This is a genomic window from Amycolatopsis sp. M39 (assembly GCF_001651785.1).
Taxonomy (GTDB): domain Bacteria; phylum Actinomycetota; class Actinomycetes; order Mycobacteriales; family Pseudonocardiaceae; genus Amycolatopsis; species Amycolatopsis rubida.
In genome coordinates this window covers 912,670-928,269 of sequence record NZ_LWSF01000001.1, presented here as the reverse complement: position 1 = coordinate 928,269, position 15,600 = coordinate 912,670, and the positions used below count along the sequence as shown (strand labels likewise).

Genomic DNA, 15,600 nt, shown 5'->3' with positions numbered 1-15,600 from the left:
CGGATCGGGCGAGTGGCAGTCTCCGCATCAAGTGTTGAGTTTGTCAACACCCAGCCGGTAACGGCTACGATGCACGGCCATGGCCGAACGCGCGGACGGACACGACCTGGTCCCCATCTCCGGACTGCTGTCCTACCGGCTCTCGCGCACGTCGTCGGCGATGTCGCGCAGCGCCGCGGTGCGCTACCGGCGGGACTTCGGCGTGAGCCTCGGCGAATGGCGCGCGATCGCGCTCATCGCGGCCGACCCGACGCTCACGCTCAACCGGCTCGCGCGCCGCGCCGGACTGGACAAAGCCCAGATGAGCCGAGTGGTCAGCCGGCTGACCGACCGCGGACTGGTGAACCGCACGGCCGGGTCCGGGCGCACGTCGCAGCTGGCGCTGACCGCCGAGGGCACCCGGGTGTACCGCGGCCTGATCACCGCCGCCAACGAACGCGACGCGGACTTCCTCGCCACCCTCACCGGCGAGGAGGCGCGAGTGCTGGACCGCGCGCTGGACAAGCTGGCCGAGCACGCGCTGGCCGTCGAGGAGAGTGAGCGGGCTCACTCGGCCGCCGAGTAGTGTTGACTTTATCAACACCCTCGCGTACTTCTGGATCCACCGACGAGGAGGTGGGCCCAGGATGTCCGACGCCGTCACGATCTGCGAGTGCTTCGCCCGCGACGGGCTGCAGCACGAGCCGGAGCCCGTGCCGACCGCGACGAAGATCGCGCTGCTGAACTCGTTCGCGCGCACCGGTTTCCGCCGGATCGAGGCGACCAGCTACAGCCACCCCGCGCGGGTGCCCGGATTCTCCGACGCCTCCGAGGTGCTCGCCGGGATCGACCGGCGCCCGGGCGTCGCGTTCAAGGCGACCTGCCCGAACCCGCGCGCCGTCGAACGCGCGCTCGCGGACCTCGAAGCCGGGCACGGCGCCGAGGAACTGAGCTTGCTGGTGTCCGCCACCGAAGCGCACACCAAGCGGAATCTCCGCACCACGCGGGCCGGTCAATGGGAGCGCGTGACCGAGATGGTCAAGCTCGCCGACAGCCGGTTTCGCCTGGTCGGAGTGGTTTCGGTGGCGTTCGGCTGCCCGTTCGAGGGCAAGGTCGACCCGGGCCGGGTGGCCGAAGACGTCGCGCGGTTCGCCGACCTCGGCGCGAGCCTGGTGACCCTCGGCGACACCACCGGCGTCGCGACCCCGGGCTCGGTGCGCGCGCTCTACACCCGGCTTTCGCGCGAGAACCCGGACCTGCCGCTGGTCGCGCACCTGCACAACACACGCGGAACCGGGATCGCGAACGCTGTCGCCGCGTTGGAGGCCGGGTGCCGCCACTTCGATTCCGCGATGGGCGGCGTCGGCGGGCATCCGGCGAAGATCGGCTACGGAGCCGGGCTCACCGGCAACGTGTGCACCGAGGACCTGGCCAGCCTGTTCGCCGCGATGGGCGTCGAAACCGGCCTCGATCCCGACCAGCTCGCCGCGGCGTCCGCGGCCTGCGAAGAAGCGCTCGGCCGCCCGCTGTACAGCATGGTCGCCCGAGCCGGATTCGCCACCGCCTGACTTTCACTGGAGAACCTGTGCTGCTGACCGAAGACCACGACGCCGTCCGCGTCCTCACGTTGAACCGGCCGGACAAACTCAACGCCCTCGACACCGCGCTCACCCGCGCGCTGGACACCGCGCTCGACGAAGCGGGCCGCGATCCCGGAGTCCGCGCTGTCGTGCTGACCGGGGCCGGACGCGGGTTCTGCGCCGGTGCCGACCTCAACGAGTTCTCGTCGCTCACCCCGGACCAGCCGGACGCGGTCCTCGAACGCGCCGCGCTCACCGCCCGGCTCCAGACGCGCATGCAGCAGCTGCCGGTGCCGGTGGTCGCCGCGGTGCGCGGCGCGGCGGTCGGCGGCGGGGCCGGGCTCGCGATCGGCGCGGACATGGTGGTCGCCGGGTCCGATCTGAAGTTCGGCTACCCGGAGTTGAAGCATTCGATCGTGCCCGCGCTGGTGATGACCGGGCTGGTCCGGCAGCTGGGCCGGAAGCCGGCGTTCGAGCTGGTCAGCACCGGCCGGCTGCTCACCGCCGCGGAAGCCCTGTCCTACGGGCTGGTGAACCAGGTGGCCGAACCTTCCGAGATCGTGCCCGCGGCGCTCGCCATCGCGCAGCGCTGGGCCTCGGTCGAGCCTCGCGCGCTCGCCGCGGCCAAGGACCTCTTCTACCGCGTCGCGGACCTGCCGACGGACGCCGCGATGCGCGCTGGCCAGGACGTCAACGCCCTGATGCGCGGGTTCCGCTCATGACCGGCCCGCTCGCCGGAGTCACGGTGCTGGATCTCTCCCGGGTCCTCGCCGCGCCGCTGGCCACCCAGATCCTCGCCGAACTCGGCGCGACCGTGATCAAGGTCGAACGCCCCGGCACCGGCGACGAAACCCGCGGTTTCGAGCCCCGGCTGCCGCACGGCGAGAGCGCGTACTTCTTCGCCTTCAACCGTGGCAAGCAATCGGTCACTGTGGACTTGAAGGACCCGCGCGGCCGGGATGTCGTCCGGAAGCTGGCCGCGCGCGCCGACGTCGTCGTGGAGAACTTCCTGCCCGGCACGCTCGACCGGCTCGGCCTCGGCTACGCCGAACTGTCCGCGGAGAATCCCGGCCTCGTGCTGGTGTCCGCGACCGGTTTCGGCCAGACCGGGCCGGACGCGCGCCGCAAGGGCTACGACACGGTGTTCCAGGCGCTGTCCGGCGTGATGGCGATGACCGGCGATCCCGCCGGCCCGCCCGCGAAGACCGGGGTGCCGGTGGCGGACCTGACGTCCGGGCTGTGGGTGGTGATCGCCGTGCTGACCGGGCTCGCCGGGCGATCGTCGGAGGGCCGCGGCCGGCACCTCGACGTGGCGATGATGGATGTCCAGCTCAGCCTGCACGCGCTGAACGCCGCCCGGTTGTTCGCCCTCGGCGAGGATCCCGTCCGCACCGGAACCGAGCATCCGGGGCGGGTGCCGTCGGCGGCGTTCCAGGCCGGGGACGGCGAATGGCTGCACATCAGCGGCAGCGACCAGCATTGGGGGCCGCTGTGCACCGTGCTCGGCTTGTCCGCTTTGGCCGCTGACCCTTCGCTGCGGCACAACGCCGGCCGTGTCGAACACCGCGCGCGCGTCATGAAGGCACTGCGCGGTGCGATCGCCCAGCATGACCGAGATCAGCTGGTCAAAGAACTGCAGGCGGCCGACGTCCCCGCTGGCGGTGTGCGTTCGGTGCGCGAGGCGCTGGCCGATCCGCACGCCGTCGCGCGGGGCGTCGTCGGGGAGTTCACGCATCCCGTCGAAGGCTCGTTCCCAGCGCTGCGCACGCCGTTGCGCGAGACTTCCGGAGACGCTCCGGTACCGGGAACGCCTCCGGTGCTCGGCGCGGACACTGACGTCGTGCTGCGTGACCTGGCGGGACTGACGGCCGGCGAGATCGAGGGCCTGCGGGCCGCGGGAGTGATCTGATGAACGAACGTGTGACGCTGGATGTCACCGACGGAATCGCCCGCGTCGAACTGGCCCGGCCCTCGGCGCGCAACGCCGTGGATCTCGCGATGTGCCACGCGCTGAAGGAGGCCTTCGACGCCGTTGACCGCTCGGACGCCCGGGTGGTGCTGCTCAGCGGCGCGGGTCCGGTCTTCTGCGCCGGTGCCGATCTGAAGGAACGGACCGGCAAGGACGCCGCCTGGGTCCGCCGCCGCCGAGTCGCGTCCTTCGCGGCCTACGCGGCGATCGAGGCCTGCCGGTGTCCCGTTGTGGCGCTGGTGCACGGCACCGTTGTCGGCTCCGGCGGGGAGATCGCCCTCGCCGCCGACTTCGCTCTCGCCGCGCCGGGCACCGTTTTCCGCTTCCCTGAACCGCATTGGGGCACCGTCGGCGCGACCCAGCGGCTTCAGCGCGCCATCGGCAAACGGCGGGCCAAGGAACTGTTGTTCACCAACACGCCGTTGCCCGCTTCCGAAGCCGCCGCCCTCGGCCTCGTCAACCGCGTCGTCCCCGACCTGGCCGCCGCCGGAACCGAGGTGGCCACCGCGATCGCCGCCGCCCCTCCCGGCGCGATCGCCCTGACCAAACGCGCCGTGGACCTGGGCTCGGAAACCGACCTGGACCGCGGCATCCGGATCGAAATGTCCGCCATCGAACAGAACCTCGCCGACGGCAGCTGGCGCGACGGCGTCGCCCGGTTCACTGGAGAGACCCGATGACCGACCTGCGCACCGCCTGCCCGCTCACCGTCCAGGACGCCCTCGCCAGGGCCGCGCTCCTGGCCCCCGACGTCGAGGCGGTCGTCACCGCCGATGCCCGGATCACCTACCGGGAACTGGCTTCCGAGGTCGCCCGAGTACGCGGTGCGTTGGCCGCCGCCGGGATCGGCCGAGGCTCCCGCGTCGGGCTCTGCCTGGGCAACACTCCTGAGTGGGTCACGCTGTTCCTCGCCTTGGGCTCGCTGGGCGCGCTCGTCGTCCCGGTCAACACCCGCTTCACCGCCGAGGAGGTGCACTACACGCTCGCCCACGCCGGTGTCAGCACTCTGTTCGCCGCCGAGCGTGTCCTCAACGTCAATTTTCCTGAGCTGTTCGCCGGCGCCGGTATCGAACCCGGCTGCGCTTCCCTTCCGTCGCTGGAACGCGTCATCATCCTGGGTCAAGACAGCTGGACCGATTTCCTGGCCGCCGGTTGCCCTGCTGAACCCGTCGCCACTCCGGACGACCTCCTTCTCGTGCAATACACCTCCGGCACGACGTCGCGACCCAAGGGCGTCCTCCTGACCCACCGAAGCATGTGCGCCGACGCCTTCTTCTCCGGCGCCCGCATGGGTTTGCGCCCCGGCGACCGGTTCCATTCCGCGCGCCCGTTCTTCCATGTCGCCGGAAGCACCCTTTCCGTACTGGCCTCCCTGCAGCACGCCACCACTCTGGTGACGATGCCGAAGTTCGAACCGGCAGAAGCGCTGCGGCTGCTGGAAACCGAGCGGTGCACGCACTTCTCCGGCAACGACACCATCGCCCTGCTCCTGCTCAACCACCCCGACCGCCCGCACCGCCGCCTTTCCCTGCGCGGCGCGTGGGTCGCCGCGTCCCCGACCGTCGTGCGCCGGGTCATCGAAGAGCTTGGCGCCCGCGAATGCGTTGCCGGATACGGACTTTCCGAAGCGTCGCCGAATGTCGCCCAGTCCGCCTGGTGGGAACCGGAAGAAATCCGCGCCTCCGGAGCGATGGCACCCGAGCCAGGCGTGGAGATCCGCATCCGGTCCCTGGACGACACCCGCGACTGCGCCCCCGGCGAGCCCGGCTCCGTGCTGGTTCGAGGCTGGAACGTCATGCGGGGCTATCTGGACGACCCCGTGCGCACCGCCGAAACCATCGACGCCGAAGGCTGGCTGTCCACCGGAGACGTCGGTGTGCTCGACGACTCGGGCCGGTTGCATTTCACCGGCCGCACCAAGGAAATCATCCGGGTCGGCGGGGAAAACGTCGCCCCCGCGGATGTCGAGGACGTGCTGCACCGGCATCCCGCCGTGCGGCAGGCCGCTGTCGTCGGGGTCCCCGACGAGCGATTGATCGAAGTGCCCTTCGCCTTTGTCGTCCTGACTTCACCGGGCATCTCGGAAGAAGACTTGCTCCGGTGGGCGAAAGAGCGTTTGGCAGGTTTCAAAGTCCCGCGGCACCTTCGCATTGTCGACGGTTTCGAGGCCATCGGCATGACCGCCAGCGCCAAGGTGCAGAAGAACCAACTGGCCAGCTACGCCCGGGCCTTGCTGGAGAACTCATGACGCGGCTGCGTACTTCGGTCACCGATGTGCTGGGCCTGGACCTGCCCGTCATCCAGGCCGGAATGTCGTGGGCCTCGTCGTCCTCGGCACTCCCCTTGGCGGTGTCGAACGCAGGCGGCCTTGGCGTCGTCGCCGCCGGTCCGATGCGCCTGCCCGATCTGGCGCGGGTGCTGGACGAAATGGCCGCCGGGACCGACCGTCCGTGGGCGGTGAACCTGCCGCTCTACCGGGCAGGCGCCGACGAGGTGATCGACCTCCTGCTCGCCCGCCGCCCGCCGGTCCTGATCGCCTCCCAAGGCGGCCCGCGACGGTATCTCGATCGGTTCCACGCTGCCGGCACCCGGTGCCTGCACGTCGTCGCCGGGGTTTCGCATGCGGTGAAGGCCGCCGCCGCCGGCGTGGACGGTTTGGTGGTAGTCGGCGCCGAGGCCGGCGGACATCCGCCGCCGCAGATGGTGACCACGCAGGTTTTGGTGCGTGCCGTGGTCTCCGCGGTCCCTGACGTCCCGGTCATCGCCTCCGGCGGAGTCGCCGATGGCGCCGGATTGGCCGCGATGCTGGCTCTGGGTGCTGGCGCGGCTCAGTTCGGGACCCGATTCCTGGCGAGTTCCGAGGCGACTGTGCACCCGTCCTATCAGGAGGCGGTGGTTGCCGCCGGCGTCGATGACACGCGGACAGTGGGTCATGGGCTGGGGGTGATCCGTGCGCTGTCGAACGATTTCACCGCCCGGATGGCGGAGCTGGAAGCTTCCGGTGCCGAGGAGTCATTGCGGCGGAAGGTCTTCCAGGCTTCGTCGTTGAAGGATGCCGCTCTGCACGGGGATGTCGCGACGGGGAAGGTCGAGGCCGGCCAGTCGGCCGGGCTGATCGCGGACGTGCTCCCGGCGGCGGAGATCGTCTCGCGGATCGCGGAGGAGTACGCGGCCGCGGTGCGTCGGCTGCCGCGACTCGCGGGTGCCTGACTGCTAGGGGGTCGCCCCGGCGTCGCCGGGCGCGGCGGCGATTCCCCGACCGGAGCCGCGGGTCGCCCCCGCGACGAGGGCGATCCGGCCGTGCCGATCAGGCGGCATCGGGCCAGCGCGGCCCCGGCCGCCGGAGAACTCAGCTCGAAGCGGTGCTCAGCTCCCGGCCCCGCAGCGCGAATCGCTGGATTTTCCCGCTCGGCGTCTTCGGCAGTTCCGGCACGAAGTGGATGCGCCGCGGGTACACGTGCGCCGCCAGCCGGGATTTCACCGTCTGCTGCAGTTCCGCGACCAGTTCGTCCGAACCGGACACTCCCGGGTTCAGCACGACGTAGGCCACCACCAGTTCCCCGCGCAGTTCGTCCGGCGCGCCGATCACCGCGGCTTCCGCGACGGCCTCGTGGTGCGTCAGCGCGCTTTCCACCTCGAACGGGCCGATCCGGTAGCCCGCCATCAGGATCACGTCGTCGTCGCGGGAGCCGAAGGTCAGGTAGCCGTCGCGGTCCCGGGCGGCGATGTCGCCGGTGTAGTACCAGCGGCAGTCGGCGCTGAAGCGTTCCGCGGTCCGCTCGGGGGCGTCGCGGTAGCCGGAGAACGGCATCAGCGGGCTGGCGGACACGTCGATCGCGACGCGGCCGGTCTCGCCGGCGTCGGCGATCTCGTCGCTGCCCGCCTTCAGGACCTCGACGGCGAACCCGGGCAGCGGCCGTCCCATCGAACCGGTCTTGACCGGCGCGATCAGGTGCGGATGCCAGGCGTTGCCGACGACCATGCCGGTTTCGGTCTGGCCGTAGTGGTCGCGCACCGGGCAGCCGAGGACCTCCTCGGCCCAGGTCACGACGTCCGGCGTCAGCGGCTCCCCCGCCGACGAGCAGTGCCGCAGCCGCAGACCGGCCGGCACCGGCAGGCCCGAGCTGCGCAGCGCGCGGTACACCGTGGGGCCGGCGGTGAAGTTGGTGACGCCGAAGCGTTCGAGCACCTGCCAGGTCAGTTCGGGACTGAACCCGGCGTGCAGCAGGATGCTGCGCCGTCCGGTCGCGAGCGGGCCGAGCAACGCGAAGTACAGCCCGTACGCCCAGCCCGGGTCGGCGGCGTTCCAGAAGACGTCCTCGTCGGTCTGGTCGAGACCGAACTCCTGGTAGGCGTGGATCCCGGCGAGTCCGCGCAGCGGCACCGGCACGGCCTTCGGGGTGCCGGTCGTGCCGGAGGTGAAGATCTCGACCAGCGTGCCGTCGCCGCCGACCGCGACCGGGCCGGGCAGCGGGTGCGGTTCGTCCAGCAGCGCCTCGAACGACAGGTCGCCGCCGGACGCTTCGCCGGTGGTCACGATGATCCGCGACGGGTCGGCGGGCAGGTCATCGCTGGGGTCGAGCTTCGCACGCTGACCTGCGTCGGCAACGACCACCCGGGTTCCGTTGCCGACGATCCGCTGTGCGATCGCGGGCGGCGCGAACGCGGTGAACAGCGGCACGTGGACCGCGCCGAGCCGCCAGATCGCGAGCAGCGCGGTGACCAGTTCGGCGGACTTGCCCATCAGCGTCGCGACCCGGTCGCCGGGCCGCACGCCGTGCGCGGCCAGCGCGGCGGCGAACCGGGCGGAAGCCGCCTCGAGCTGGCCGTAGGTGAGGTCGCGGCTGCTGAGGTCGGCCTCGACGAGGGTGAACGCGACGGCGTCGGCCGGATGCCGTCCGCACAGCAACTGGGTCGCGTCCGCGTCCGGCGCGGCATAGGTCTGCAACAGGTCGAACATGGTGCGTTCAGGGCTCACGGGGCTGCTCCACGGTCATCGTCGGCCGGTGTCGGCACATCGTCACCGCAGGCAGGCCGGCCGGCCACCCCCGAACAGGGGTGGCCGGCCCTCCCGTCACGCCGTGGTCCGCGCCGGGACGTCCGCGTCCCGGCCCGCGTCCTGGAGTTCGATGCCCTTCGTCTCCGGCAGCAGCCAGAAGGTGACGAGGGTGACCAGACCGCACGCGATGGCGTAGATGTTGAACACCGCCGACTTCCCGATCTGCGACAGATAGGTCTGCAGATACGGCGCGGTGCCGCCGAACAGGCCGACCGTCAGCGCATACGGGACCGCCAGGCCGAGCGCCCGGATGCCGGTCGGGAACAGCTCGGCGGTGATCGCCGGGCCGGTCGCGTTGAGCACCCCGTTGAGCACGACGCCGATCGACATCGCGATCAGCAGCTGCCAGGCCTCCCCCTGGATCAGCAGGGTCAGCGGATAGAAGAGCACCAGGAAAACCGGCCACACGATCAGCAGCAGTTTCCGGCGTCCGATCCGGTCGGACAGCATGCCCCACAACGGCATCGCGACGATGTAGAGCGCGGTGGCGATCGCGCCGGCGATCATCGCGCCGGTCTGGCCGGTGTGCCGCTGCGAGATGGCGAATGTCGGCGCGTTGATCGCCCACACGTAGTAGACGATGGTTCCGCCCACGTTGATGCCGACCACCTGCAGCATCGGCCGGATGTTGGCCCGCAGCAGCCGCCGGACCGGTTGTTTCGGCGCGCGTTTCGGCGCGCTCTTCGCGGCGTCGGAGAAGATCTCCGTCTCGGTGAATTTCCGGCGCAGCACGAACGCGTACAGCCCGAAGAACCCGCCGAGCAGGAACGGGATCCGCCAGCCGAAGTCGGCCATCTGCTGCGCCCCGAGCACCGCCGACAGCACCGCGCCGAGCCCCATCGAGAACAGCGTCCCGATCCCGCCGGAAACGTAGATCAGGCTGGACCAGGCGCCGCGGCGTCCGGGCGGGGCGATCTCGGCCAGGTAGGTCTGCACCGACGGCAGTTCGCCGCCGTGCGCGAGGCCCTGCGCGAGCCGGGCGATCACCAGCAGCGCCGGAGCGAGCAGCCCGACCTGGTGCGCGGTCGGGGTCAGCGCCATCACGAAACTCGCTCCGGCCGACATCGCGATGCTGAGCGTCATCACGGGTTTCCGGCCGACGCGGTCGGCCATCCAGCCGAAGAACATCCCGCCGACGGGACGGGCGACGAAGCCGATCGCGAACACCGCGAGTGCTTTCAGCAGTTCGGAACCGGCGCTGCCGCCGGTGAAGAACTGGCCCGCGAAGAACACCGAATAGGCGGCGTAGACGCCCCAGTCGTACCACTCGATGGCGTTGCCGAGACCGAGTCCGACGAGGACCCGCACGCGCGAAGGGGCGGCGTTCATGCGCACAGCCTTTCCGCGGCGAGACCGGCCAGCAACGCCGCCGACCGGCCGAGCACCGCACTGTCGAATCGGGCGAGCGGCGAGTGGTTCGCCGCCGCGGCCGCCGGGTCCGCGCCCGGCGCGTGGGCGCCGAGGAACATCAGCGCGCCAGGCACTTCCTGCAGTACGCGGGAGAAATCTTCCGATCCCTGGGTCGGATGGCTTGGCGCGTCGAAGCACTCGGCGCCGAACAGCTCTTGCGCGACAGCGCCGACATGCTCCGCTTCCCCGGCGTCGTTGACCGTCGCCGGATAGCCGGGGACGAGCCGGACGTCCGCCACGACGCCGTGCGCCGCCGCGATGCCGGTCAGGTAGCGCGTGAACACCTCGCGCAGCCGTGGCTCCGCATCCGGATCGACAGCGCGGACCGTGGCGTCGAACGACGCGTGGTCCGGGATGATGTTGGCGGCCGTGCCCGCGCGCAGGACCCCGACCGTGACGATGACCGGCGACGACACGTCGAACGACCGGGTCACCGCGGTTTGCAGCACGCTCACCATTTCGGCGGCGGCGACCACCGGGTCCTTCGCCTCGTGCGGGGTCGCGCCGTGCCCGCCGGTGCCGCGGACGACCACCTCCAGCGTGTACGACGCGAACAACGTGGTCCCCGCTCGGGCCGAAACCAGTCCGGACGGCAGCCGATGCGGCACGACGTGCAGCGCGTAGGCGTGGTCCGGACGGCGCCCGGCCGCGGTGAGCACGCCCTCCTCGATCATCACCCGCGCGCCGTCGTGACCTTCCTCGCCCGGCTGGAACATGAACACGACGTCCCCGGACAGCCGGTCGCGATGCGCGCTCAGCAGCCGGGCCGCGCCGACCAGCCCGGCCGTGTGCAGGTCGTGCCCGCACGCGTGCATCGAGCCGTTGGCCGACGCGAAGTCCTCGCCAGAGCGCTCCCGCACCGGCAACGCGTCCATGTCCCCGCGCAGCAGTACGGTCGACGGCTCGGCCGGGCGCTTCCTCGCCGTGCCGCGCAAGACCGCGGTCACCGAGGTCGTCCGCACGCCGGTACTGATCTCCAACGGCAATCCGGACAGCTCTTCGAGCACCCGTTCCTGCGTCCGAGGCAGGTTCAACCCGACCTCCGGTTCGCGGTGCAGCTCCTCCCGCAACCGCGCCAAGTCCGGCAGCAACGCTCTCGCGTCGTCCAGCAGATCCACGCCGTGCACCTTTCTCCGCTCGTCACCTCGGATCTAGAGTGTTCACGGCCACGCCAAAGTGGCCCGGAAATCGCTCGATCCGATCACCGCCACCGGAAGTTATGAGAAGAAACGTGCAACTGGACTTCTCCGAGGAGGACCTCGCGCTCATCCACGCGCTGCAACTGCGGCCCCGCGCGCCCTGGTCCTCGCTGGCCGGGGTGCTGGGTGCTTCGCCGACCGCGCTGGCCCAGCGCTGGACCCGGCTGCGCGAGGCGGGGCTCGCCTGGATCACGGCGTATCCGGTGCACGGCGTGCTGGCCGGAGGTGCGATGGTCGCCCTGGTCGAGATGGACTGCCTGCCCGGCACTGTCGACGATGTGGTGCGCCGGCTGGAGCAACTGCCCCGCGTGCACAACATCGAGTACGCCGCACAAGGCCGGGATTTGCTGCTGACGGTGTCCGCGGCGTCGATGGAGGCGCTGTCGGCGCTGCTGCTCGACGAGCTGCCGCGGTTGCCCGGAGTCGCCTCGCTGCGTTCGCACATCGGCGGCCGGATGCACATCGAAGGCAGCCAATGGCAGCTGGATTCGCTCGACGCGGGACAGCGCGCGGCCATTCTGCAAGCCGGGCACGAGGAACACGACCGGCCGAACGAACCGATCTACCTGCGTTCACCGGTCTTCGCGCCCCTGGTGTCCGCGCTCGCGTTCGACGGCCGCGCCACCGCCGCCGAGCTGGCCAAACAGCTGGACCGGCCCACCTCGTCGGTGCGCAGGCAGCTCTCGGCGCTGGTGCGGTCCCGGACGCTGCGGATCCGCTGCGAGGTCGCGCAGCTGCACACCCGGTGGCCGATGCACGTGATCTGGTGGTGCCGCCTGCCCGGCCGCGATCTTCCCGCGGCCGTGGCACGGCTGCGGGAGAACCCGCGCGTGCGCCTGTGCATGTCGGTCACCGGCGCGGCGAACCTCGTCGTCAACGCCTGGACCGCCGACATGGCCGAGCTGCTGGCCATGCAGGACAGCCTCGAACAGCTGCTGCCCGGCGGCGGGATCCTCACCGGCTCGGTCATCCTCCGCACCCGCAAGCGCGTCGGCTGGCTGATGCACCCGGACGGCCGCTGCGCCGGCGAGGTGATCCCGCTGCCCGGTCCGCTGCCTGACCAGGTGTTTCGACCCGTACGCGGCGACAGCGGAGGCGCGGCTGGGTAGAATCGCACCTCCTGCCGGAGCCTCCCGTGCCGCCGAAGTGGGGTGCCTGCCGTGACGAGTGCCGCCGAGACCACCGCCGAAGTGCGCCGCGCCCTGGCCCGGCTCCGCGGCGCGGCGGGCGTGCCGCTGTCGTTCGGCGGCGAGGTCGTGGACGGCAAGCGGCTGCGGATGACCGAACTGCTCGGCACCGCCACCACGTCGCTGCTCGGCCTCGTCGTCGCGGAGGGCAAGGGCCTCGGCGGCCGCGCGATCGGCGTGCGGAAACCGGTGGTGCTGCCGGACTACTACACCAGCGACGCGATCAGCCACCACTTCGACCGGGCGGTCAAGGCCGAGGGCGTGCGCTCGGTGATGGCGGTGCCGGTGATCGTGCAGCGGACCGTCCGGGCGGTGCTGTACGGCGCGGTCCGCGAACACGTCCGCTTCGGCGACCGGTCGGTCACCGCGATGGTCGAAGTGGCTCGTGACCTGGAACAAGAGCTGGCGGTGCGCGCCGAAGCGCACCGGCGGCTGGACCTGCTGGCCCCGGAGCCGGAACGCGCGCCGCCCGGGAAACCGGCCGAGCTGGAAGCGCTCCGGGAGAGCCACGCGGAGCTTCGCCGGATCGCCGCCGCTGTCGACGACCCGGAACTGCGCGCCCGCATCGACGCGGTGTGCCAGTCCCTGACCGGCGACCCGGCGCGCGGGCCGTCTTTGTCGGCGCGGGAACTGGACGTCCTCGAAGGAGCCGCGGCCGGGCAGACCAACGCGGGCATCGCGGAGGCGCTCGGCCTGGGCCCGGAGACGGTGAAAAGCTACCTGCGCAACGCGATGCGGAAGCTGGACGCGAAGACCCGCCTCCAGGCCGTCAACGCCGCCCGCCGGGCCAATCTGCTGCCTTGAGGCCAATGAAGGATGCCCTGAGGGAAGCTGATTCCCGCGAGGAGTCCTTCACCGACCGCCTGGCCGCAGCACGGTCAAACACCCGCCGTCCGCGCCCGGCTGGCCACCGCCAGCGTTTCCAGCAGCGGAACCGTCCGCTCCCACCCGAGGCAAGGATCCGTCCGGCTCACCGCCCGATCAGCGGGCACCCGGTCCGGATCCTGTGCCCCGTCCCGCAGATACGACTCGATCATCACCCCGGCCACCGCTGCCCCGTCGCGCACCTGCTCCGCCACGTCGGCGACCACCCCGGGCTGCCGGTTGTGGTCCTTTCCGCTGTTGCCGTGCGAGGCGTCGACCACCGCTCTTCGCGGCAGGCCCGCCTCCCCGAGCACCTTCGTCGCCTCCGCGACCGACGCCGCGTCGTAGTTCGGCACCGGACCTCCGCGCAGGACCAGGTGCGCATCCGGATTCCCGCTGCTGCGCAAGGTTTTCATCCGCCCGTCCACGCCGAGCCCCGGAAACGCGTGCGCCGCCCCGGCCGCGCGGATCGCGTCCACCGCCGGCCCCAGCCGTCCGGACACGCAGTTCTTCATCCCGATCGGCATCGGCAGCCACGACGCCAGCTGCCGGTGCGGCTGGCTGGCCACCGTCCGCGCCCCGATCGCGCCCCAGCTCACCGTGTCCGCGACATACGGCGCCAGCACCGGATCCACGAACTCGTACGCCAGCGGCAGCCCGGTCGCGGCCGCGTCGAGCAAGAACTGCCTGCCCAGCCGTACTCCGGTGGCGAGATCGCCTTTGCCGTCCAGCGTCGGGTCCGGCAGGAAGCCGGTCCACCCGGTCACCGACCGCGGTTTCTCCAGGTATGCCCGCAAAACCACCACGAGGTCGTCGGCGTACCGAGCCGCCGCACCGGCCAGCAGCTCCGCGTACTCCAGCGCGGCCGAGGGATCGTGCACCGAGCACGGACCCACGATCACCAGCAACCGCGGATCGCGCCGGGCCAGCACCGCCGAGACCGTTTCGCGGTGCCGGGCGATGTCCGGCGCGGCTCCCGCCGTCACCTCCACCGGGCTGGGCAACGTGTCCTGCATCTACCGGCTCCTTTCCTTAGGCAGCTTCGCCGCCCCGGCAGCCGCCACCACGACCAGTCCGAGCACCCACCAGAACGTGTCCGCGAAGGCCGCCGCGACGTCCGCGCCCCGTGCGGCCAGCCGGTTCTGCAACACCAGCGCGAGCACGGCGGTCCCGACCGAACCGCCGAGAGTGTTCAGCAAATTCAACGCACCGGCCGCTTTCGGCAGCTGGGTTTTCTCCAGGCTGCGATACACCAGCGCCAGCACCGGCGCACTGATCATCGCCGCCCCGAACCCCCGCAGCACCAGCGAAATGACCAGCACGACATCCGGAAGTTCCGGACCCAGCTGAGTGAACGCCGCGGTTCCGAGCGCCACCAGGCCGATTCCGGACACCACCAGCGTCCGCGGCGCTGCCCGATCCACCAGGCGATGCACCAGCACCGACCCGGCGGCCGCCCCGATCCCCTGCGGCACCAGCAGCAATCCGGTGTCCCACGCGCCCAGTCCGGCACCGCGCCGCAGATACAGCGGCAGCAAGAACATCGTGCCGAACACCGAAGCGCCCAGCACGACCAGCGCCAACGCGGCGGCCCCGAACGGCGGCCGGGTGAACAATCGCGGATCCAGCAACGGCGCCCGCACCCGCAATCCGTGCCGGACGAATGCGGCCAGCATCAGCAAACCCGCCACGACCGCAGTGCCGGAAAGCCATTTCGGATACCCGTCGGAGAACCCGGTGAGCCCGAACACCACCGCGGCCAGCCCGGGCGAGAGCAAAGCCGCGCCACGGAAATCGAACGGCTCGCGCGGAGCTGCCGGCTGGTCCGCCGCGACATACCGCAGCCCCAGCAGGACCGCGACGACGCCGACCGGAAGGTTGACGTAAAACAGCCACGGCCAGTCCGCGACGGCGAGGATCGCCCCGCTGGCCAGCGGACCCAGCACCGGCGACAGCAACGGCACCACGCCGACGACGCTGATCAGCCGCCCGATCCGCTCCGGCCCCGCCGCGCGCGCCAGCAACGCCTGCCCGGTCGGCGGCAGCAAACCGCCCGCCAGCCCTTGCAGCACCCGGAACGCGACCAGCGTCGGCAGCGAGTTCGCCAGCCCGCACAACAGCGACGCCGCCACGAACACGACCACAGCCGTCAGCCACGTCCGCCGCCCGCCGAACCGCGCGGCCAGCCAGCCGGACGCGGGCACGGCGGTCACCACCGCGAGCAGATACGCCGTGGTGACCCACTGGACCTCCGTGACGGACGCGTCGAACCGCTCCGCCAGCGTCTCCACGCCGACCGAGACGATCGTGCTGTCCAGCGTCGCCATGAACGTGCCCAGCACGAGCACGAACG

General features: G+C 71.3%; 14 protein-coding genes. 9 read left to right on the top strand and 5 right to left on the bottom strand.

Going from position 1 to position 15,600, the window contains the following annotated elements:
* Positions 1–79 precede the first annotated feature (79 nt).
* The 7 genes from A4R44_RS04355 to A4R44_RS04325 all read left to right on the top strand — a co-directional run bounded on the left by A4R44_RS04355 (position 80) and on the right by A4R44_RS04325 (position 6,738).
* Complete coding sequence (locus A4R44_RS04355; protein ID WP_067576426.1) at positions 80–565, top strand: MarR family winged helix-turn-helix transcriptional regulator; 486 nt, start codon at positions 80–82, stop codon at positions 563–565.
* A 61-nt stretch (positions 566–626) separates the two neighbouring features.
* Entirely contained in the window at positions 627–1,547 is a 921-nt protein-coding gene (locus tag A4R44_RS04350) for a hydroxymethylglutaryl-CoA lyase (protein WP_067576425.1), read from the top strand.
* A 17-nt stretch (positions 1,548–1,564) separates the two neighbouring features.
* Positions 1,565–2,281: an enoyl-CoA hydratase/isomerase family protein gene (locus A4R44_RS04345; RefSeq protein WP_232791491.1), complete on the top strand. Its 717-nt coding sequence runs from the start codon at positions 1,565–1,567 to the stop codon at positions 2,279–2,281.
* Positions 2,278–3,468 carry a CaiB/BaiF CoA-transferase family protein gene (locus tag A4R44_RS04340; RefSeq protein ID WP_067576424.1) on the top strand — a complete coding sequence of 397 codons (1,191 nt, stop codon included), beginning with the start codon at positions 2,278–2,280 and terminating at the stop codon, positions 3,466–3,468. The genes A4R44_RS04345 and A4R44_RS04340 overlap by 4 nt, the downstream gene beginning before the upstream one ends.
* On the top strand, positions 3,468–4,208 hold the full coding sequence (locus A4R44_RS04335) for an enoyl-CoA hydratase/isomerase family protein (protein ID WP_067576423.1): 741 nt from the start codon (positions 3,468–3,470) through the stop codon (positions 4,206–4,208). Before A4R44_RS04340 ends, A4R44_RS04335 begins: the two co-directional genes overlap by 1 nt.
* Complete coding sequence (locus A4R44_RS04330) at positions 4,205–5,776, top strand: AMP-binding protein (RefSeq protein WP_067576422.1); 1,572 nt, start codon at positions 4,205–4,207, stop codon at positions 5,774–5,776. The genes A4R44_RS04335 and A4R44_RS04330 overlap by 4 nt, the downstream gene beginning before the upstream one ends.
* Complete coding sequence (locus A4R44_RS04325; protein ID WP_067576421.1) at positions 5,773–6,738, top strand: nitronate monooxygenase family protein; 966 nt, start codon at positions 5,773–5,775, stop codon at positions 6,736–6,738. Before A4R44_RS04330 ends, A4R44_RS04325 begins: the two co-directional genes overlap by 4 nt.
* Positions 6,739–6,877: 139 nt before the next feature.
* Here the strand turns inward: A4R44_RS04325 and A4R44_RS04320 are convergent, their stop codons facing one another.
* The 3 genes from A4R44_RS04320 to A4R44_RS04310 form a co-directional block, all read right to left on the bottom strand.
* Entirely contained in the window at positions 6,878–8,506 is a 1,629-nt protein-coding gene (locus A4R44_RS04320) for an AMP-binding protein (protein WP_198545149.1), read from the bottom strand.
* Between the two features lie 96 nt (positions 8,507–8,602).
* Positions 8,603–9,916, bottom strand: coding sequence for an MFS transporter (locus tag A4R44_RS04315; protein ID WP_067576633.1), 1,314 nt, complete (start codon positions 9,914–9,916; stop codon positions 8,603–8,605).
* Positions 9,913–11,115 (bottom strand): M20 family metallopeptidase, encoded by a 1,203-nt coding sequence (locus A4R44_RS04310; protein WP_067576631.1) that lies wholly within the window; start codon positions 11,113–11,115, stop codon positions 9,913–9,915. Before A4R44_RS04310 ends, A4R44_RS04315 begins: the two co-directional genes overlap by 4 nt.
* A 113-nt stretch (positions 11,116–11,228) precedes the next feature.
* On the opposite strand from A4R44_RS04310, the gene A4R44_RS04305 reads away from it, so the two are divergent.
* Together A4R44_RS04305 and A4R44_RS04300 are read left to right on the top strand one after the other, a co-directional pair.
* Positions 11,229–12,305, top strand: a complete 1,077-nt coding sequence (locus tag A4R44_RS04305; protein ID WP_232791490.1) for an Lrp/AsnC family transcriptional regulator — start codon at positions 11,229–11,231, stop codon at positions 12,303–12,305.
* Between the two features lie 51 nt (positions 12,306–12,356).
* Positions 12,357–13,187: a LuxR C-terminal-related transcriptional regulator gene (locus tag A4R44_RS04300; protein ID WP_067576418.1), complete on the top strand. Its 831-nt coding sequence runs from the start codon at positions 12,357–12,359 to the stop codon at positions 13,185–13,187.
* 74 nt (positions 13,188–13,261) lie between these two features.
* On the opposite strand, the gene A4R44_RS04295 is transcribed toward A4R44_RS04300, so the two are convergent.
* Together A4R44_RS04295 and A4R44_RS04290 are read right to left on the bottom strand one after the other, a co-directional pair.
* The gene (locus A4R44_RS04295; RefSeq protein WP_067576417.1) at positions 13,262–14,263 is read right to left on the bottom strand and encodes a 3-deoxy-7-phosphoheptulonate synthase; all 1,002 of its coding nucleotides are present in this window, start codon (positions 14,261–14,263) and stop codon (positions 13,262–13,264) included.
* Positions 14,264–15,574, bottom strand: a complete 1,311-nt coding sequence (locus A4R44_RS04290) for a DHA2 family efflux MFS transporter permease subunit (RefSeq protein WP_093577113.1) — start codon at positions 15,572–15,574, stop codon at positions 14,264–14,266.
* Positions 15,575–15,600 lie beyond the last annotated feature (26 nt).